Here is a 19,340-nt window from a genome sequence, read left to right on the forward strand (position 1 = left end):
CCGTCCGTCGCGGACGGCCCCGCCGGTGATCAGCGGGCGTCCTTGAACTCCTCGCCCTTCTCCGCCTTCTCCACCAGCAGGGCGGGCGGGGTGAACCGCTCGCCGTAGCGCTCGGCCAGCTCGCGGGCCCGGGCGACGAAGCCGGGAAGGCCACCCTCGTAGCCGTTGACGTACTGCAGGACGCCGCCCGTCCAGCCGGGGAAGCCGATGCCGAGGATGGAGCCGATGTTGGCGTCGGCGACGGAGGTCAGCACGCCCTCCTCCAGCAGGCGGACGGTGTCCAGCGCCTCGGAGAACAGCATCCGCTCCTGCATGTCGCGGAACGGGACGGTGTGCCCGGGCTTGGTGAAGTGCTCGCGCAGGCCGGGCCACAGCGGGCCCCGCTTGCCGTTCTCGTCGTAGTCGTAGAAGCCGGCGCCGCCGGAGCGGCCGGTGCGGCCGAACTCGTCGACCATGCGGTCCACGACCGCCTCGGCCGGGTGCGGGGTCCAGGTGCCGCCCGCCTCCTCGACCGCCCGCTGCGTCTCGCGGCGGATCTTGCGCGGGAGGGTGAGGGTGAGCTCGTCCATGAGGGAGAGCACCTTGGCCGGGTAGCCGGCCTGGGCCGCCGCCTGCTCGACCGACGCGGGCTCGATGCCCTCGCCGACCATCGCCACTCCCTCGTTGATGAAGTGGCCGATGACCCGGGAGGTGAAGAAGCCGCGCGAGTCGTTGACCACGATCGGGGTCTTGTTGATCTGCCGGACCAGGTCGAAGGCGCGGGCGAGCGCCTCGTCGCCGGTGCGGCCGCCCTTGATGATCTCGACGAGCGGCATCTTGTCGACGGGCGAGAAGAAGTGCAGCCCGATGAAGTCCTCCTGCCGCTCGACGCCCTCGGCGAGCGCGGTGATGGGCAGGGTGGAGGTGTTGGAGCAGAGCAGCGCGTCCGGCGCGACGACATTCTGCACCTCCTGGAACACCTTGTGCTTGAGGGAGGTGTCCTCGAAGACGGCCTCGATCACCGCGTCGCAGCCGGCGAGGTCGGACACCTCGGCGGTGGGCGTGATCCGCGCGAGCAGCGCGTCGGCCTTCTCCCGCGTGGTGCGGCCCCGGGAGACGGCCTTGGCGCACAGCTTCTCGGAGTAGGCCTTGCCCTTGAGCGCGGATTCGAGGGTGACGTCCTTGAGGACGACGTCGATGCCGGCGCGGGCGCAGGAGTAGGCGATGCCGGCGCCCATCATGCCGGCGCCGAGGACGGCGACCTTGGCGACCTTGCGGGCGGGGACGTCCTTCGGACGGCCGGCGCCGGAGTTGACGGCCTGGAGGTCGAAGAAGAACGCCTGGATCATGTTCTTCGACGTCTGTCCGGCGGCCAGCTCCACGAAGTAGCGGGCCTCGATCACCTGGGCGGTCTCGAAGTCGACCTGGGCGCCCTCGACGGCGGCGGCCATGATGTTGCGCGGGGCCGGGTAGGGGGCACCGCCGGTCTGCTTGCGCAGGCTCGCCGGGAAGGCGGGCAGGTTGGCGGCGAACTTCGGGTTCGCCGGGGTGCCGCCGGGGATGCGGTAGCCGGGGCGGTCCCAGGGCTGCGCCGACTCGGGGTGGGCGTCGATGAAGGCGCGGGCCTTTTCGAGCATCTCCTCGCGGGTCTCGGCGACCTCGTCGACCAGGCCGTTCTCCAGGGCGCGGCGCGGGTTGTACTGGGTGCCCTGGAGGAGCACCTTCAGCAGCGCGTCGGTGATGCCGAGCAGGCGCACGGTGCGGACGACGCCGCCGCCTCCGGGCAGCAGGCCGAGGGTGACCTCCGGGCAGCCGATCTTGGAGCCGGGGGCGTCCAGGGCGATGCGGTGGTGGCAGGCGAGGGCGATCTCGTAACCGCCGCCGAGGGCCGCGCCGTTGATGGCTGCGACGACCGGCTTGCCGAGGGTCTCCAAGCGGCGCAGCTGGCGCTTGAAGGCCAGGCCGCCGTCGAACAGGTCCTGCGCGGTGTCGGGGGTGACGCGGATCAGGTCGCGCAGGTCGCCGCCGGCGAAGAAGGTCTTCTTGGCGGAGGTGAGGATGACGCCGCGGATGGCGTCCTTCTCCGCCTCCAGGCGGTCGGTGATCGCGGCGAAGGAGTCGCGGAACGCCTTGTTGACGGTGTTCGCGGACTGGTTCGGGTCGTCGAGGACGAGGGTGACGACGCCGGTGTCGTCCTGCTCCCAGCGGATGGTGGTGGACTCGCTGCTCATGAGGGTGTGCTCCAGGTGATCCGTCGGGAGGGGGTCAGATGCGCTCGACGATGGTGGCGATGCCCATGCCGCCGCCCACGCAGAGCGTGGCGAGCCCGTAGCGCTTGTCCTGGCGCTCCAGTTCGTCGACGAGGGTGCCGAGGATCATCGCGCCGGTGGCGCCGAGCGGGTGGCCCAGGGCGATGGCGCCGCCGTTGACGTTGACCTTGTCCAGCGACAGGCCCATGTCCTTCACGAAGCGGAGCACGACGGCCGCGAACGCCTCGTTGATCTCGACGAGGTCGATGTCGTCGATGGTCAGATTGGCCTTGGCGAGCGCCTTGCGGGTGGCGGGCGCGGGGCCGGTGAGCATGATGGTCGGCTCGGAGCCGGAGACGGCCGCGGAGACGATGCGGGCGCGCGGTGTGAGGCCGTAGCGCTCGCCGACCTCCTTGGAGCCGATCGCGACGAGGGCGGCGCCGTCGACGATGCCGGAGGAGTTGCCCGCGTGGTGGACGTGGTCGATCTTCTCGACCCAGTGGTACTCCTGGAGGGCGACGGCGTCGAAACCGCCCAGCTCGCCGATGTCCGCGAAGGACGGCTTGAGCTTCCCGAGGGAGTCGGCGGTGGTACCGGGGCGCAGGTGCTCGTCGTGGTCGAGGACGACGAGGCCGCTGCGGTCCCTCACCGGGACGACGGACCGCTCGAAGCGGTTCTCCTTCCAGGCGCCCGCGGCGCGCTCCTGGGACAGGGCGGCGTACTCGTCGACGTCGCGGCGGGAGAAGCCCTCGATGGTGGCGATGAGGTCGGCGCCGATGCCCTGCGGCACGAAGTTGACGTCGAGGTTGGTCATCGGGTCGTTGAACCAGGCGCCGCCGTCGGAGGCCATCGGCACCCGGGACATGGACTCCACGCCGCCCGCCAGGACCAGGTCCTCCCAGCCCGAACGCACCTTCATCGCGGCCATGTTGACCGCTTCGAGCCCGGAGGCGCAGAAGCGGTTCTCCTGGACGCCGGCCACCGTGTCGGGCAGGCCCGCGGCGATGGCGGCGATGCGTGCGATGTCGGAGCCCTGGTCGCCGACCGGGCCGACGACGCCGAGCACGATGTCGTCGACGGCGGCCGGGTCGAGTCCGGGGAAGCGGGCGCGGATCTCGTGGATCAGACCGACGACCAGGTCGATGGGCTTGGTGCCGTGCAGGGCGCCGTTCGCCTTGCCGCGCCCGCGCGGGGTGCGGATCGCGTCGTACACAAACGCTTCGGTGCTCACGAGGAGGCCTTTCGCTTAAGGGTTCGAGGGCGGGGACACCAGGCCGGGTACGTCCCAGTCACGGGCCACGTCCTCGGTGTCGGCGCCCGGCCGGGCGGGCCCGGTGCGGACGGTGGCCGGCGTCGCGGAGAACCGCGGCGCCGGTGCGGGCTGGGTGATGCCCGCGTGGTCGGTGAAGGTGGAGCGGGCGGCGAGGTGCGGGTGGTGCGGGGCCTCGCGCAGTGACAGCACCGGCGCCACGCACGCGTCGGTGCCCTCGAAAAGGGCCGTCCAGGCGTCGCGGGTGCGGGAGGCGAACCGCTCGGCGACCCGGGCGCGCAGCTCGGGCCAGCGGGTGACGTCGGCGTGCGCCCCGGCGAGGTCGGTGAGATCCAGCAGGCGCAGGAACTCGGCGTAGAAGCGCGGCTCCAGCGCGCCGACGGCCATGTGCCCGCCGTCGGAGGTCTCGTAGGTGCCGTAGTAGGGGCAGCCGCCGTCGAGGAGGTTGGCGCCGCGGCGGTCCTGCCAGGCGCCGGCGGCGAGCATGCCGTGGATCATCGAGGTGAGGTGGGCGGTGCCGTCGACGACGGCGGCGTCGACGACCTGTCCGGTGCCGGTGGAGCGGGCGTGGTGCAGGGCGGCGAGGACGCCCACGACCAGGTAGAGGGAGCCGCCCGCGTAGTCGCCGAGGAGGTTGGCGGGGGCGACCGGGGGCCTGCCGGGCTCGCCGGTCATGCCGAGGGCTCCGGTGACGGCGATGTAGCCGATGTCGTGTCCGGCGCGGTCGGCGAGGGGTCCTTCCTGGCCCCAGCCGGTCATCCGGCCGTAGACCAGGCGGGGGTTGCGGGCCCGGCAGTCCTCGGGGCCGACGCCGAGGCGCTCGGCGACGCGGGGGCGGTAGCCCTCGATCAGGATGTCGGCGCGCTCGGCGAGGTCGAGGACGTGCTTCACGCCGTCGGACGTCTTGAGGTCGACGACCACCGAGCGCTTGTTGCGGTTGGTGACGTCGCGGGCGGGGTCGATGCCGAGTCCGGGGCCGCCGGGCCGGTCGACGCGTACGACGTCGGCGCCCAGGTCGGCGAGGAGCATGGCCGCGAACGGGCCGGGGCCGATACCGGCCAGCTCGACCACGCGCACGCCGGTGAGCGGGCCGTGGTACGGCGCCGTCGCCTCCGTCATCGAGCCCCCATCGACTGTGACACTTCTGGTGTAACACCTGCGATGTTAGGAACACCGTCCACCCGGCACAAGGGCGGGCGAGCAAGCGCTTGGCCACTCTACGGTCGTGACCTCCGCCCCGGCGTCGACCGGGGTCGCCTCAGCGGGCCTCGACGCGCGCCGTCCGTGCCCTGGACCCCGCCGCTCGCGCCTTGGGCTCCTGCGCCGGTGCCCGGGGCGGCGCCGTCCGCGCGTCCAGCTCCGCCACCCGCCACTTCCTGGCGACCGTGCGGTAGCTCTCCTCCACCCAGTCGCACAGCAGCTCGGCCGCCGGGGCGCCCGCGGGCTCCAGCGGGACGCGCACCCAGCCGGCCCGGCCCAGGCCGTACCCGGCGGGCTCGGCGCCGGGGCAGGCGAGCGCGTGGGCGTGCGCCGTCTCGTCGGTGAGCTTCACGGTCACCGCGCCCGGGTGGCCGCCGTCACCGCCGCCACCGAGGAAGACGAACACCTTCTTGTCGACCTTGGCGACGGTGTCGCCCCAGGGATGCTCCTCGGTGGCCCCGGGCAGACGAAGTGCCCAGTCGCGCACTTTCTCCCACTTCCTCAGGGCGTTGCGTGGCACGGGCATCGCTTTCCTCCGGGCTCGTCGTCGGGCTCCGCACCCTTCACGCTAGCCTCGGCCACCGACAGCGGCGCGGCTGCACGACCAAGGGGTGTCATGAGCAGGCTGAGCAGGACGGACCGTCCGTACGACATCGTGCTCTTCGGGGCGACCGGTTTCGCGGGGACGCTGACCGCGGAGTACCTGGCCGCGCACGCGCCGGAGGGGCTGCGCTGGGCGGTCGCCGGCCGCAGCGGGCGGAAGCTGGAGAAGCTGCGGGAGCGGCTGCCGGGCGGCGAGAAGGTGGGCGTGCTGCGGGCGGACGTGTCCGACCCGGCGTCGCTGCGCGCGCTCGCCGAGCAGGCGCGCGTGGTGGCCACCACCGTGGGGCCGTACGTGGAGTACGGCGAGGAGCTCGTCGCCGCCTGCGCGGACACCGGCGCGGACTACGTCGACCTGACGGGTGAACCGGAGTTCGTGGACCTGATGTACGTCCGGCACGACGCCCGCGCGCGGGAGACCGGGGCGCGGCTGGTGCACGCCTGCGGTTTCGACTCGGTGCCGCACGACCTGGGCGCGTACTTCACGGTGCGGCAGCTGCCGGAGGGCGTGCCGCTGACCGTCGACGGGTACGTCACCGCCGACGCGGCCTTCTCGGGCGGCACGTTCGCCTCGGCCATGAACCAGTTCGCCCGGCCGGGCCGGCTGCGGGCCGCCGCCCGGGACCGCCGGCGTCACGAACCCCGGCTGGTGGGCCGCCGTACCTCCGCCCCGACGGGCATCCCGCGCTACGCGCCCGAGGTCGGCGCCTGGGCGCTGCCCCTGCCGACGCTCGACGGCCAGGTCGTGCGCCGCTCGGCCAAGGCGCTGACCCGGTACGGCCCCGACTTCCGCTACCGGCACTTCGCCGCCGTGCGGAGTCTGCCGGTCGCCCTGGGCGGGGTGGCGGCGGTCGGCGCGCTGGTCACGGCGGCCCAGATCCCGCCGCTGCGCCGCGCGTTGTCCGGCCGGCTGAAGCCCGGCGAGGGGCCGAGCGCCGAGAAGCGGGCGCGCAGCTGGTTCACCGTTCGCTTCGTCGGCGAGGGCGGCGGACGGCGGGTCTACACGGAGGTGTCGGGCGGCGACCCGGGTTACGACGAGACGGCGAAGATGCTGGCCGAGAGCGCCCTGTGCCTGGCCCTCGACGACCTCCCCCCGACGTCGGGCCAGGTCACGACGGCGGTGGCGATGGGCGACACACTGATCACCCGCCTCCAGGCGGCGGGCATCCGCTTCCGGGTGGCGGCGGTGCGCTGACGCGGGTCCGGCGGTCCGCCGAGGGCGAGGGCGTCCCGGCCGACGGAGATACCGGCGAGGAGGGCGGGCGTGCCGACGTGCGGCGGTCCGCCGAGCCCTCGGGCGTCCGGGCGCCGATGCCGGCGAGCGGCTCGCGAGGGGCGGCCCGGCGTACGGCGGCGCGGTGAGATCCGCGGGCTGCCGACGACGGCTCGGCGAGGTCGGCGGGCGGCCCGGCGGAGGATCGGGCGGCCGGCCGGCGGCGGTCCGGTGAGACCTGCGGGCGAGCGGCCCACGACCGAGCGGCCCACGACGGCCGGCGGCCTGGGCGCGCAAGGGCCGGGGTCAGAGCTGCCAGGTGATCAGGGTGTAGATCATGCCCGTCACCCAGCCCAGACCCGCCAGGATCGCGAGGGTGAGGCCCAGCGTGACGGCTCGGCCGGTGGGGCGGGCGGGAGTGCGGCGGGGTCCGGCGGTGCGGTGTGTCGGCATGGCGATCACCCTGCCGTCAGGCGGGAGTTCGGACATCCGTACGCGTACTCACTCCTGTGTGAGTGCCGGTGCGGCCTCGCGCAGGGCGCGGCGGCAGAGGGCGTCCGCCCTGCGGGTGGTCTCGGGGAGGCGGTAGGCGGGGGCCAGGGCGAGCGTGTGGGCGCAGGCGTTGTCCAGGCTCACCCGGTGGCCGACCGACACGAACACCGGCTTGACGCCGGCCCTGGTGCGCAGGGCCCGGCCGACCTCCTCGGAGCCGGACAGCAGCGGGGACGTGCTGCCGCGCGGGGCGGCGGGTTCGTCGTAGGTGAAGGTGAAGGGGTTCTTGGCCACGCCGATCGTGGGCAGCCCGGTGAGGACTCCCAGGTGGCTCGCGAGGCCGAAACGGCGGGGGTGGGCGAGGCCGTAGCCATCGCAGACCACCAGGCCGGGCTCGCAGGGCAGGGCCTCCAGGGCGGCCAGCACGGTGGGGATCTCACGGAAGGCCAGCAGCCCGGGGACGTACGGGAAGGAGATCCGGCCGACGGCCGTGGACTCGGCGACGACGTCCAGGGTGGCCGCGTCCAGCACGACGGCCGCCGCGGCGACGACGTCCCGCTCGTCGTCGTAGGCCACGTCGACCCCGGTGACCCGTCCGGTGCCGGGCGGCGGCCCCGGTTCGTCGAGCACCACCCGCTCGCGCAGGGTGTCCTGGACCGCGCGGGCCTCTTCCTCGGTGACGGGCCGGCCGGCCGGTGTGCGTGCGGTCGTCATGGTGCCCAGAGCTTACGGGGCGGGGCGCTCCGCGCGGAGGGGGCCTCCCGGCCCGCGGCCCTCCGCGCGGAGGCGGGGTCACTTGCCGAGCGCCCGCTGCAGCTGGCTCTTGTTCATGCTCGAACGGCCCTCGACGTTCCGCTTCTTGGCCTCTTCGTACAGCTGGTCGCGGGTGGGGCCCTGGGAGCCCTTGCCGGACCGCTGGCCACCGCGCTTGCCGGACGACATGTCCTGCGTCGAGGTCCTGCTGGCGGTCTTGGACTCGCCGGACCGGGCGCGTTCCTTGTTCACCGTCCGGGCGGCGATCTCCTCGGCGCGCCCGGTGCTCTCGCCCCGGTCCTTCGCGCTCTCCTTGATGTGCTCGTACTGACGCTCCCGCTTGGGGCTGGAACCGCGTGGCATGTCCGCTCACTTTCTCTCGCGCTTCGCGAGCGCTCGGTCGCGTACAGCGGTCGGGTACCCCGGCCTGCGGGATGTAGGGCCCTCGGTCCGGGTCACTGCTCCAGTCGGGCGACCCGCCCCCGCTCCCCCGCCGCCCAGCAGGACCGGTCGGGCCTGCAGTCGACGGTGTCGTACGAGCCGGTGTCGACGGTCCGCCAGGTGCGCCCGCCGTCGGTGGTCAGGTCGGTGCCGGTGGGCCCGACGGCGAGGGCGTCGGTGCGGCTGTGCGGGAGCCAGGCGACGCCGGAGCGGTAGGCGGGCGGGGAGCCGGTGGCGGACCGCCAGGTGCGGCCGCCGTCCGAGGTGCGCGCGGCGGCGTCGGGCGAGGCCTGGCCGGGGTTGAAGTCGCCGCCCACGGCGAGTCCGTGGTGGCGGTCGCGGAAAGCGAGGGCGAAGACGCCGCGCGCCGGGTCGCCGGCCGGGATCGTCGTGTCGGTGGCCGTCCAGGTGCGGCCGCGGTCGGCGGAGTGCAGCACGCGCGCGCGTGCCGCTCCCCCGGTGGCCAGCCAGACGTCCTTCGGCCCGGACGACACCAGGCACTGGCCGCTCGCCGCGAAGCCGGCCTCGCCGTCGAGCGCCGGGGGCATGCCCGTGTCGGGGAGCACCGCCCAGGAGCGGCCGCCGTCGCGGGTCGACAGGATGCGGAACTTCCCGTCCACGGGGTCGCTCATGGCGAGTCCGTGGCGGTGGTCGAAGAAGGTGAGGCAGTCGTAGAAGGCGCGGGTGTCGGGGTTGCGGAAGGTCTCCGTCCAGGTCGCCCCGCCGTCGTCGGTGCGGTAGACCCGGGAGTCCTCGCCCTCCCCGATGGCCAGCACCACGGCCCGCCGCGCGTCGAACGCCTCGATGTCCCGGAACTGCAGCGCCTCCGCGCCGGGCGGCGAGACGTCCCGCCAGGTGCTGCCGCCGTCCGTGGTGCGCAGCACGGTACCGAGGGTCCCGGCCGCCCAGGCGGTGTTCCGGCTGACGGCGGCCAGGCCGCGGAACCGGACGTCCGGTGCGCCGGTGTCCTTGAGCGACCAGTGCGGGGTGCCGCCCTTCGGACCGTGCGCCTGTGCCGGTACGGCCGTGAGGGCGGCCAGGGCCGCCGCGCACACGGCAGCCGCCGTCACCCGGCGGAGGTGGCGTCCCGCCCAACCTGTCCATGCCGTCCGACTCGTCCGTCCCGCCCAACCTGTCCATGCCGTCCGACTCGTCCGTCCCGTCCGTCCCGTCCGTCCCGTCGGTGCCGTCGGTCCCGTCCGTCGCGTGCTTCCCGAACGCCTCATGGCGGGGGAAGCTAGTCCACCGGCCGGGTGCCGTCCAGAGCGCCTCGTCCCGGGGCCCGCCCAGCGGCGCCCCCGCCCAAGTGGCCCGTGCATCACGGGAGGAGAGACGTGTCACTCGGGTGCATGAAGGCGGTGACAGAGGTCACTCGCTCTCCATGCGCACGGAATGGCCGATTCCAGCGTCTCTTGCTGTAGCCGACCGACACGATCCGCCCGGAAGCCCGCCCAGCCGTCACGAGGGAGCAAGGCGTTGTCCACCGTCATCGAGCAGCCCGTAGAGGCCCGCCTGGTCGCCGCCGCGCCGCGGATGGCCGACATCCCCGCCACGCTGCACTACGACGGCGACGACCCGTTCGCCGTCCGCATGACCTTCCCCGCTCCCGCGACGCTCGAAGGCGTCGACGTGTGCTGGACGTTCGCCCGTGACCTGCTCGCCGCGGGCATGGAGGCCCCGGAGGGCCACGGCGACGTACGGGTGCGCCCGTACGGCTACGACCGCACGGTGCTGGAGTTCCACGCCCCGGAGGGGACGGCCGTGGTGCACGTCCGCTCGGGCGAACTGCGCCGCTTCCTGGAGGCGACGAGCGAACTGGTCCCCACCGGCCTCGAACACCTCCGCCTCGACCTGGACCACGACCTGGCGGAACTGATGCGGGACGCGTGAACGGTTCCGCGGGGCGGGGGCGCCCCGCGGAACCGGGCGCACACGGCGGAATCGGGTGCGCGCGACGTGCGAAAGGGGGCCGGGGCACGGCCCGATGGGAGGGATCGGTCCGGGTGGCCGCGTGCGGCCGGCGGTTCGGTCAGTGCGGCGGCGTCGGGCGGGCGCCTCGCAGGAACCGCGTCACCGCCGTGTCCACGAGCCCTTCGAGCCGTCCCGGTTCGATCATGCCGCTGTTGAGCATGGACGTGATCCCCAGGACGGTGGCGTAGATGACGAGTCCGATCTCCTCGGGGTCGCCCTCCTCCAACTCGCCGCGCGACTGGCCCTCTTCGATCAGGTCGCCGATCTGCCCGAACGCGGCTGCGGCGGCCTCGGCGACCGCGGTCGCCCCCGGGCGGTGCTTGGCGGCGTTCATCAGGCCGGTCAGCGCGGCGTTCTCGGTCGCGAACCGGACGTAGGCCGACGCGAACGCGTGCAGGCGAGCGGCCAGGTCGTCGTCGTCGATCTCGTCCACCGCGGCCCGCAGCCTCGCGCCCAGACGGACGAAGCCCGACTCGGCGAGGGCGTCCAGCAGCGCGCGGCGGTCCGCGAAGTGCCGGCGGGGCGCCGCGTGACTGACGCCGATGTCCCGTGCCAGGTCGCGCAGAGAGAGCCGCTCGACCCCGTGCGCCCTCAGGCTGCGCTCCGCCGCGTCGAGGAGCTCCGTGCGGAGATTCCCGTGGTGGTAGGGCCGCTGCTCGGTGCTGTCAGGCATGAGGTCAGCCTACCCGGCGCGATGTTGCCATTGACAACAATGTTGCCAATGCCTACTCTCACGGCATGCCCGCATTCCCTCCGGCCGGCCTCCCCGGCGACAGCCGTGTCGGCCACCGCCGGTCATGGGACACCGCCTCGTGGTCGCGGGACACCGCCTCGTGAAGGGACCCGCCGTTGTGATGCGTCCAAGGAAAGACCCGCGGAAGCACCCTCGGGAAAGGGACGCACTCGTCGTCGTCTCCGGCGCCTCGTCGGGCATCGGAGCCGCGACGGCGCAGGCCCTCGCCGCGATGGGCTACCACGTCCTCGCGGGCGTGCGCACCGACACCGAGGCGGACGCCGTACGGGCCGACGGCATCGAACCGGTCACCTTGGACATCACTGTCCCGGAGCACGTCGAGGCCTTGGCCCGGCGGATCGCCGACGACCCCGAGCAGCGCGTCCTGCGTGTTCTGGTCAACAACGCGGGGATCGAGATCAACGCCCCCGTCGAGGTGCTCCCCCTGACCTTGTGGCGCAAGCAGTTCGAGGTGAACCTCTTCGGGCACATCGCCGTCATCCAGAAACTCCTGCCCTTCCTGCGGCGGAGCCGGGGCAGGATCGTCAACATCAGTTCCGTGGGCGGGGTGGCCGCGCTGCCCGTGTTCGGTGCGTACGCGGGAACCAAGTTCGCCCTCGAAGCTGCCAGCGACTCCCTGCGCCGCGAGGTCGCGGCACACGGCGTGCGGGTGGTCGTCGTCCAGCCCGGCGGCGTCCGGACCGAGATGGCCGCCAGCAGCGGTGACATCTCGCTCGGACTCGCCGCCGGGATGAGCGCCGAGCACCAGCGCCTCTACGGCGGCCTCATCCACGCGACGGTGTCGTCGAACACGGCCTTCCTCGAACGCGCCGTACCGGCGGCGAAGGCCGGGGCCAAGATCGCCAGGGTGGCGACCACACCCCGCCCGCGCGCCCGGTACACCCTCGGCGCGGACGCCGCCTTCATCGTCCCGCTCGCCCGTCACCTGCCGGCCCGGCTGATGGACGGCGTCCTCGCGATGAGCCACCGGTCCCGGAGCCCGAGAAGCGCGCCGACGCCCGCGCCCGAGCCGAGTTCTTCCTGACCACGCCGACCGATCGCCTCGAGCCGGTCGGGCCGATGCGCCGAGGGAACTACGGAGGGCTTTCAGCGTCCCCTGGACAGTGAGGGTGCCGGTGCCGTGTCCCGCAGGGCCGTACGGAGTTCGTCGAGGACGGCGGCGAAGGCCGGGGACGTCTCCGAGGCGCGGGCGGACAGGAAGTCCGTGGGCGGCGTGTCGTCGGCACCGAGCGGAAGCCCGGCCGCGGTCACCAGGGTCAGCGCCGTCGCGGTCGTCCCGGAGACCTCCTCCGCCGCGGCGGAGCCGGACAGGATCCGCCGGGCTTCCTCGCGCAGGGCGTCCGCGCGGGCGGTGTCGGCCAGGACGTGGTCCACGGACGGGAAGACGCCGAGGATCCGGTGCTTCTCGGCCCGCACGACGCCTTCGGCCACCAGGTGCTCGCGGACCGCGTCCAGGGTGTACCGCGCGTGCAGCGTCACCCAGGTGCGCCAGCGGTGCGGGAAGGACTCGCTGACCAGCTCCAGGAGCCCGTCCAGCGCCGGGTCGCCGGTGCGCGAGTCGAGGTCGCGGGGGGTCGTGATGCCGTCGTCGTCGACGAGCAGCCCGCGCCGGGCGAGGTCGGCGAGCGCGCCGGCCCGCACCACGGGGGCCGCCCGGGTGGGGTCGGTGTCCCAGGTCAGCAGGCACAGGCGGGCCGGCAGGGAGAGCGGGCCGTTGGCCACGGGGCCTCCTCGGTGCGGGGACGCAAGGTGCGTCGATGGGTGCGGGAAAACGCGTTGACGGCCGGGGCGGCCGCCCCTAACGTTTCCCTCGGTTCTGTTGCCGTCGATGGGAGAAGGACGTTGCTCGTCTGAGGTTCTGAGACACCGCGTCACACCGTTCTCAGGTGTGTGCGCAGCGTGCGACCTCGGCGTTCGAGCCGTCCTCGCGGACCCTCCGCGACAGGGCTTTCCTCATGCCACGGATCCCTTCCCGGCTGCCGGTCGTCGTCCCGCGGTGTCTCGATACGCGTGTGCCCCTGATCGCCCTCAGCAACCGCGGAGGCCCGCATGTCCGCTTCTCTCACCTGTATCTCCCTCTCCTTCACCTGGCCCGACGGCACCGTCGTCTTCGAGGACCTCGACGTGGCCTTCGGTCCCGGCCGCACCGGTCTCGTCGGTGTCAACGGCTCGGGCAAGTCCACCCTGCTGAAGCTGATCGCCGGCGAGCTCACCCCGACGGACGGCTCCGTCCGGGTGGCCGGCGAGGTCGGCTGGCTGCCGCAGAACGTCACGCTGGACACCGCGCTGAAGGTCGACGAGGCCCTCGGCATCGCCGGCAAGCGCGCCGCGCTGCACGCCATCGAGGCGGGCGACGTGGCCGAGGAGCACTTCGAGGCCGTCGGCGACGACTGGGACGTGGAGGAACGCGCCCTGGCCACGCTCGGCGAGCTCGGCCTCGGGCACATCGGCCTCGACCGCACCGTCGGCGAGGTGTCGGGCGGCGAGTCGGTGCTGCTGCGACTGGCGGCGCTGCTGCTGCGCCGTCCCGACGTGCTGCTGCTCGACGAGCCCACCAACAACCTCGACCTGTACGCCCGTCGGCGGCTCTACGCGGCCGTCGAGAGCTGGCCCGGCGTCATGGTCGTGGTCAGTCACGACCGGGACCTGCTCGACCTGGTCGACCAGATCGCGGACCTGCGCGCGGGCGGGATCACCTGGTACGGCGGCAACTTCACCGCGTACGAGGAGGCCCTGGCCGTCGAGCAGGAGGCGGCCGAACGCATGGTGCGGGTCGCCGAGGCCGATCTGCGCAAGCAGAAGCGCGAACTGGCCGACGCGCAGGTCAAGCTGGCCCGCCGCAAGCGGTACGGCCAGAAGATGTGGGAGCAGAAGCGCGAGCCGAAGATCGTCATGGGTGCGCGCAAGCGGGCGGCGCAGGAGTCCGCCGGCAAGCACCGCATCATGCACGAGGAGAAGCTCGCCGAGGCCAAGGAGCGGCTCGACGACGCGGTGGAGGCGGTGCGGGACGACGACGTGATCCGGGTCGACCTGCCGTTCACCGCCGTGCCGCCGGGCCGGGAGGTCCTCACGCTCATGGACCTGGAGCTGGCGTACGGCGCCCGGGTGACCGGCGGGTTCGACCTGCGGGGCCCCGAGCGGGTGGCGCTGATCGGGCGCAACGGCGCGGGCAAGACGACGCTGCTGCGGACGGTCGCCGGGGAGCTGGAGCCGGTTTCCGGCGAGACCCGGGCGCACGTGCCGTTGCGCTTCCTGCCGCAGCGGCTCGATGTCCTCGACCCGGAGCTGAGCGTCGCCGAGAACGTGGCACGGTTCGCCCCGGGCGCCACCAACAACCGGATCAGGGCGCGGCTCGCCCGCTTTCTGTTCCGGGGCGGCCGCGCCGACCAGCGGGCGGACACCCTGTCCGGCGGCGAACGCTTCCGCGCGACCCTCGCCGCGCTGATGCTGGCGGAGCCCGCGCCGCAGCTGCTGATGCTGGACGAGCCGACGAACAACCTGGACATGGCAAGCGTCCGGCAGCTCACCACGGCTCTGGAGTCGTACGAGGGGGCGCTGGTCGTGGCCAGTCACGACCTGCCGTTCCTGGAGTCGCTCGGCATCACCCGCTGGCTGCTGATGGAGGAAGGAGAGCTGAAGGAAATCACGCCGGAGGCTGTCGGGTATCCCGCCTAGCGTCGGCTTCACGACCCAGCGGGACGCGCGTCTCACCCTCACCGGGGCCACCGACGGGCAACACGGTGATCGTGGTGGAGCACCACCTGGAGGTGGTGGCGCACGCCGACCGGGTGGTCGACCTGGGGCCGGGCGGCGGACGGGACGGCGGCCGGGTGGTGTTCGAGGGAACACCACCCGGCCGGGCAGCTCCGGGCGCCGGGGTCCTTCACCGGGGAGCACCCGCGGCGGGCCGCCGGCTGAGGCCGGGCCTGCCGTGGCCCATCTCATCGCGGCCGGGGGTGGTCCCGTAAGGCGGGTGCCTGCATGATGGCTGCGCGGCCCCGCGGGCGCCCGGCCCGTACGGGCTCCCGAGCCCCGCCCACCCGCACCGTCCGATCCGAAAGGCGTACCCGTGCCCAGCAGGAAGGCCCTCGTCCGCCGTCCCGCCCCCTGCCTCGCCGAAGGGCTGGTGACCCACGTCGAACGGGACGAGGTCGACGTCGACCTCGCCGTGCGGCAGTGGGAGGGGTACACGGAGGCGCTGCGGACGCACGGCTGGGAGACCGTCGAGGTGGCCCCGGCCGACGACTGCCCGGACTCCGTGTTCGTGGAGGACACGGTGGTGATGTTCCGCAACGTGGCACTGATCGCCCGTTCCGGCGCGGAGTCCCGGCGGGCGGAGACCCTCGGGGTCGAGGAGGCCGTGGCGTCCCTCGGCTGCTCGGTGAACTGGGTGTGGGAGCCGGGCACGCTGGACGGCGGCGACGTCCTGAAGGTCGGCGACACGGTGTACGTGGGCCGGGGCGGGCGCACCAACGCGGCCGGCGTGCGGCAGGTGCGGGCCGCGTTCGAGCCGCTGGGGGCGCGGGTGGTCGCCGTGCCGGTGGCCAAGGTGCTGCATCTGAAGTCGGCGGTCACCGCCCTGCCCGACGGGACGGTCGTCGGGCACATCCCGCACATGGACGCGCCGTCGCTGTTCCCCCGTTTCCTGCCGGTGCCGGAGCCGTCCGGGGCGCACGTGGTGTGTCTCGGCGGCGACAAGCTGCTGATGGCGGCGAGCGCGCCGAAGACCGCGGAGCTGTTCGCGGACCTCGGGTACGAGCCGGTCCCGGTGGAGATCGGTGAGTTCGAGAAGCTCGAGGGCTGCGTGACGTGTCTGTCGGTGCGTCTGCGGGACCTGTATGCCTGACCGGCAGCCGTCTCACCCGGACGGCGCAACGACCTCTGCCACCCGGCGTACGCGCCAGGGCGAACTTCCAGGTGAACCCCGCTGATCAGCGGCCTTTACGGGGCTCTTAACCTACGGCTACGTAACCTACGGCTACGTAGCCTACGATTCCGTAGGTTACCCGGCACCGCTCGCCGGCACGTCCGTATGTCCCCGTCCCCCTGGAGTTACCCGTGACGACCTCTCCTGCCCACCTCGGCAGCCCTTCCGTCTGGACCGACGCCCGGCTGCTGTACGCCTTGGAGGAAGTGGTCGAGAAGGAGCTGAACCGGCATCTTGGGGTGGCGAAGGACTGGATGCCGCACGAGTACGTGCCGTGGAGCGACGGACGCAACTTCCCCGGTTTCTTCGAGGACGGCGAGGCCTGGGAGAAGGGGCAGTCGAAGGTCACCGAGGTCGGCCGGATCGCCCTCGTGGTCAACCTGCTGACGGAGGACAACCTCCCCAGCTACCACCACGAGATCGCCTCGCTGTTCGGCCGGGACGGCGCCTGGGGCACCTGGGTGCACCGCTGGACCGCCGAGGAGGGCCGCCACGGCATCGTGATGCGGGACTACCTGCTCGCCTCGCGCGCCGTCGACCCGGACAAGCTCGAAGAGTTCCGCATGTCGCACATGAGCGAGGGCTTCGAGTCGGACAACCGGCACTCGATGCTGCACTCGGTCGCCTACGTCGCGTTCCAGGAGCTGGCCACCCGCATCTCCCACCGCAACACCGGCCACCAGTCCGGCGACCCGGTCTGCGACCGCATGCTGGCGCGCATCGCGACCGACGAGAACCTGCACATGGTGTTCTACCGCAACCTGCTGAAGGCGGCCTTCGAGCTCGCCCCGGACCTGACCATGCAGGCGGTCCGCGACGTGGTGGTGAACTTCCGCATGCCCGGTCACGGCATCCCCGGCTTCGAGCGGGCGGCCGCGCAGATGGCCATCGGCGAGGTCTACAACCTGCGTATCCACCACGACGACGTGCTGCAGCCGGTGCTGCGCCACCTGAAGGTCATGCAGATCGACGGGCTGGGCCCGGAGGGCGCCAAGGCGCAGGAGGAACTGGGCCTGTTCCTCGGCGGTCTCGACTCCGAGGCGAGCAAGTTCGACGAGAAGCTGGCCGCGCGCAAGGCGCGCATGGCGGCCCGCGCCGCCGGCTGACCCCTCTACCGGGCGCCGGTCACCGCCGTCCGGCACGCCGCAGTTCGAGGCGTTCCTTCTCCGAGAGTCCGCCCCACACGCCGAAGCGCATGTCGTGGGTCAGGGCGTACTCCAGGCAGGTCGCGCGGATCGGGCACAGGCCGCAGATGCGCTTGGCCTCACGGACCGAGCTGCCGGGTTCGGGGAAGAAGAAGTCTCCCCCCGTCTGCGCGCACAGCGCCTCCTCCTGCCAGGTCAGGTCGGGTGGCGTCAACGTGTCGGTGTGCATGGCCGGAAGCGTGCCCGAGGGTGAAAAACGTTCGATCAACGCGGCATCAACGCCCGGGCCGCGGTCCGGGCCCGCCCGGTCCGGCGGGGGCGGGCTCGATGATGGCGTCCGGCGGCCCGGCGCGCACGGCGGCGCGCCGGGCCGTCAGGTCTCGCGGGGGTCGCCCCGGAGCACCGCGAGGCGGGCGCCGTAGGGATCCTCCAGGCGGGCCATCCGGCCCACGCCGGGGACCGAGGTGGGGGGCAGCCGCACCCGGCCGCCCAGCTCGGCCGCCCGGTCGGCCACGGCGTCCGGGTCCTCGGCGCCGATGTACGGCAGCCAGTGCGTCCGACCCTCCCCCGCCTCGACGGGGTCGTCGGCCAGCGGCACCATCCCGCCGAACGCGCCCTCCTCCTCCGTCCCCCGAGGGCTGACGGCGGTGTAGACACCACCCGGGAAGGTCACGGCGGCGGTCTCCCAGCCGAGGACCGCGTGGTAGAAGGCGGCGGCCCGGGCGATGTCCGGGGTGTACAGCTCGGCCCAGCACAGGCAGCCGGCCTCCCCTGCCGCCTCCAGGCCCTCGCGCCGGCCGGGCTGCCAGATGCCGAAGGGGGCGCCCGTCTGGTCGGCGAGCAGCGCCGACCTGCCCTGCTCCCCCACCGCGGCTGGCGGCACGGGGACGCTGCCCCGCGCCGCGCGGACGGCCTCGGCGGTGGCGTCGGCGTCCGGACTGCGGAAGTACACGGTCCAGGCCGCCGCGCCCTGGTCACCTCCGAGCGGGGCGCAGCCCGCGACGATCCGGCCCGCGCGCTCGAAGAAGCCGTAGCCGCCGCCGTCGGGCCCCGCGGGGCGGTACGTCCAGCCGAACAGGGCGCGGTAGAAGGACGCGGCGCCTTCCGCGTCGGGCGTGCCGACGTCGATCCAGCAGGGTGCGCCGTCGACGAAGCGGGTGGTGAGCATGGTGCCTCCCTCGAGGAGTCCCGACGCCTGCTCCGCCGAGTCTTCCACTCCCCACCGACAATCGCCGGTACGGCACCCGGACGGGCCGCGGCCGATCGGGGCGGGGCGGTCAGGCGGACGCCCTGCGGACCAGGGTGGTCGGCAGCACCATCCCGGACGGTCCGGCGTCCGTGGCCTCGTCCGGCGCGGTGGTGCGGTCCAGGTCGCGCAGCAGCAGGCGGGCCATCAGACGGCCCATCTCCTCGATGTCCTGACGGACCGTGGTGAGCGGCGGCTCGGTCTGCTCGGCGATCGGCAGCATGTCGTCGAAGCCGACGACCGCGACGTCCTCGGGCACCCGCCGTCCGTGTTCGCGCAGTGCCCGCAGGGCGCCGGCCGCCATGAGGTCGTTGCCCGCGAACACGGCGTCCAGGTCGGGGCGGTGGCGCAGCAGTTCCCGCATCGCCCGCTCGCCGCTGGCGGCGGTGAAGTCGCCCTCCACGACGAGCCGGGGGTCGGGGTCGGCCATGACGTCCCGGAAGCCGTCGAGCCGGTCCACCGCCGAGGTCTGGTCGAGGGCTCCGGTGATGTGCGCGACCCCGCGGCGGCCGAGTCCGAGCAGATGGCGTACGGCGTCACGGGCGCCGCCCCGGTTGTCGGTGTCGACGTAGCGGACGGCGTCGCCGCCGCCGTTCCAGTGCGGCCGGCCGCCGAACACGGTCGGCAGTCCGGCCCGCTGGATCAGTCCGGGCAGCGGGTCGTCGATGTGCAGGGAGAACACCAGGGCGCCGTCGACGTGGCCGCCGGCCAGGTAGCGGCCGACGCGCGCGTGGTCGTCGCGGTCCTCGGTGAGCAGCAGCACCAGCTGGTTGTCGTGGGCGGTCAGCTCCTTGCTGATGCCGCGCAGCTGCCGGGCGAAGAAGGGGTCGGCGAAGACCCGGGTCTCGGGTTCGGCCACGATGACGGCGACGGCGTCGTGGCGCCGGGTGACCAGGCTGCGGGCGGCCTGGTTGGGGACGTAGCCGAGTTCGTCCACCGCGCGCCGGACCCGCTCGGCCAGGGGTTCGCGGACCCCGTCGAAGCCGTTGACCACGCGGGACACCGTGGCCCGGGAGACCCCTGCCCGTGCGGCCACGGCCTCCAGCGTCGGTCGTGGCGCTGTCTCGCTCACTTCGGGGCTCCTCCCTGCGGTTGGCCGA

Annotated in this window: 19 protein-coding genes; 6 read left to right on the plus strand and 13 right to left on the minus strand. The window is 73.4% G+C overall.

The genetic code is table 11. The annotated features are described in order from the left end of the window. Window positions 1-29: 29 nt before the first annotated feature. From B100_RS0130230 to B100_RS0130245, 4 genes are all read right to left on the minus strand, one after another. A complete protein-coding gene (locus B100_RS0130230; protein WP_024888119.1) occupies window positions 30-2,210 on the minus strand; it encodes a 3-hydroxyacyl-CoA dehydrogenase NAD-binding domain-containing protein in 2,181 nt (726 codons plus the stop codon). Between the two features lie 34 nt (window positions 2,211-2,244). Continuing rightward, a complete protein-coding gene (locus B100_RS0130235; protein ID WP_024888120.1) occupies window positions 2,245-3,459 on the minus strand; it encodes an acetyl-CoA C-acetyltransferase in 1,215 nt (404 codons plus the stop codon). Window positions 3,460-3,474: 15 nt separating this feature from the next. Further along, complete coding sequence (locus B100_RS0130240; RefSeq protein ID WP_024888121.1) at window positions 3,475-4,617, minus strand: CaiB/BaiF CoA transferase family protein; 1,143 nt, start codon at window positions 4,615-4,617, stop codon at window positions 3,475-3,477. Window positions 4,618-4,756: 139 nt separating this feature from the next. Beyond that, window positions 4,757-5,224: an MmcQ/YjbR family DNA-binding protein gene (locus B100_RS0130245; protein ID WP_024888122.1), complete on the minus strand. Its 468-nt coding sequence runs from the start codon at window positions 5,222-5,224 to the stop codon at window positions 4,757-4,759. A 90-nt stretch (window positions 5,225-5,314) separates the two neighbouring features. Here B100_RS0130245 and B100_RS0130250 point away from each other — a divergent pair, with 90 nt between their 5' ends. Beyond that, a complete protein-coding gene (locus B100_RS0130250; protein ID WP_024888123.1) occupies window positions 5,315-6,493 on the plus strand; it encodes a saccharopine dehydrogenase NADP-binding domain-containing protein in 1,179 nt (392 codons plus the stop codon). Window positions 6,494-6,817: 324 nt separating this feature from the next. Here the strand turns inward: B100_RS0130250 and mmpA are convergent, their stop codons facing one another. The 4 genes from mmpA to B100_RS0130270 form a co-directional block, all read right to left on the minus strand. Next, window positions 6,818-6,964, minus strand: a complete 147-nt coding sequence (mmpA, locus tag B100_RS37365; RefSeq protein ID WP_199785304.1) for a morphogenic membrane protein MmpA — start codon at window positions 6,962-6,964, stop codon at window positions 6,818-6,820. A gap of 48 nt (window positions 6,965-7,012) precedes the next feature. Beyond that, window positions 7,013-7,717, minus strand: coding sequence for an endonuclease V (locus B100_RS0130260; RefSeq protein ID WP_024888124.1), 705 nt, complete (start codon window positions 7,715-7,717; stop codon window positions 7,013-7,015). Window positions 7,718-7,795: 78 nt separating this feature from the next. Next, window positions 7,796-8,119, minus strand: a complete 324-nt coding sequence (locus B100_RS0130265) for a hypothetical protein (protein ID WP_024888125.1) — start codon at window positions 8,117-8,119, stop codon at window positions 7,796-7,798. A 92-nt stretch (window positions 8,120-8,211) separates the two neighbouring features. Beyond that, window positions 8,212-9,267 carry an oxidoreductase gene (locus tag B100_RS0130270; protein ID WP_024888126.1) on the minus strand — a complete coding sequence of 352 codons (1,056 nt, stop codon included), beginning with the start codon at window positions 9,265-9,267 and terminating at the stop codon, window positions 8,212-8,214. Between the two features lie 406 nt (window positions 9,268-9,673). Here B100_RS0130270 and ssgD point away from each other — a divergent pair, with 406 nt between their 5' ends. Next, window positions 9,674-10,087 carry a spore wall synthesis regulator SsgD gene (ssgD, locus tag B100_RS0130275; protein ID WP_024888127.1) on the plus strand — a complete coding sequence of 138 codons (414 nt, stop codon included), beginning with the start codon at window positions 9,674-9,676 and terminating at the stop codon, window positions 10,085-10,087. A gap of 139 nt (window positions 10,088-10,226) precedes the next feature. On the opposite strand, the gene B100_RS0130280 is transcribed toward ssgD, so the two are convergent. Beyond that, the gene (locus tag B100_RS0130280; protein ID WP_024888128.1) at window positions 10,227-10,841 is read right to left on the minus strand and encodes a TetR/AcrR family transcriptional regulator; all 615 of its coding nucleotides are present in this window, start codon (window positions 10,839-10,841) and stop codon (window positions 10,227-10,229) included. A gap of 181 nt (window positions 10,842-11,022) precedes the next feature. Here B100_RS0130280 and B100_RS0130285 point away from each other — a divergent pair, with 181 nt between their 5' ends. Continuing rightward, complete coding sequence (locus B100_RS0130285) at window positions 11,023-11,946, plus strand: SDR family NAD(P)-dependent oxidoreductase (protein ID WP_486585735.1); 924 nt, start codon at window positions 11,023-11,025, stop codon at window positions 11,944-11,946. Window positions 11,947-12,008: 62 nt separating this feature from the next. Here B100_RS0130285 and B100_RS0130290 read toward each other — a convergent pair whose 3' ends face one another. Next, window positions 12,009-12,644 (minus strand): GOLPH3/VPS74 family protein, encoded by a 636-nt coding sequence (locus B100_RS0130290; RefSeq protein ID WP_024888130.1) that lies wholly within the window; start codon window positions 12,642-12,644, stop codon window positions 12,009-12,011. A gap of 327 nt (window positions 12,645-12,971) precedes the next feature. On the opposite strand from B100_RS0130290, the gene B100_RS0130295 reads away from it, so the two are divergent. From B100_RS0130295 to B100_RS0130305, 3 genes are all read left to right on the plus strand, one after another. Further along, window positions 12,972-14,597, plus strand: coding sequence for an ABC-F family ATP-binding cassette domain-containing protein (locus tag B100_RS0130295; RefSeq protein ID WP_024888131.1), 1,626 nt, complete (start codon window positions 12,972-12,974; stop codon window positions 14,595-14,597). A gap of 394 nt (window positions 14,598-14,991) precedes the next feature. Next, entirely contained in the window at window positions 14,992-15,768 is a 777-nt protein-coding gene (ddaH, locus tag B100_RS0130300) for a dimethylargininase (protein ID WP_024888132.1), read from the plus strand. A 212-nt stretch (window positions 15,769-15,980) separates the two neighbouring features. Further along, window positions 15,981-16,955: an acyl-ACP desaturase gene (locus tag B100_RS0130305; protein ID WP_024888133.1), complete on the plus strand. Its 975-nt coding sequence runs from the start codon at window positions 15,981-15,983 to the stop codon at window positions 16,953-16,955. Between the two features lie 19 nt (window positions 16,956-16,974). On the opposite strand, the gene B100_RS0130310 is transcribed toward B100_RS0130305, so the two are convergent. From B100_RS0130310 to B100_RS0130320, 3 genes are all read right to left on the minus strand, one after another. Then, entirely contained in the window at window positions 16,975-17,223 is a 249-nt protein-coding gene (locus B100_RS0130310; RefSeq protein ID WP_024888134.1) for a WhiB family transcriptional regulator, read from the minus strand. Window positions 17,224-17,367: 144 nt separating this feature from the next. Beyond that, window positions 17,368-18,162, minus strand: a complete 795-nt coding sequence (locus B100_RS0130315) for a VOC family protein (RefSeq protein WP_024888135.1) — start codon at window positions 18,160-18,162, stop codon at window positions 17,368-17,370. 109 nt (window positions 18,163-18,271) lie between these two features. Then, window positions 18,272-19,312 carry a LacI family DNA-binding transcriptional regulator gene (locus tag B100_RS0130320; protein WP_024888136.1) on the minus strand — a complete coding sequence of 347 codons (1,041 nt, stop codon included), beginning with the start codon at window positions 19,310-19,312 and terminating at the stop codon, window positions 18,272-18,274. Between the last annotated feature and the right edge of the window lie 28 nt (window positions 19,313-19,340).

Source organism: Streptomyces sp. CNH189, assembly GCF_000527195.1.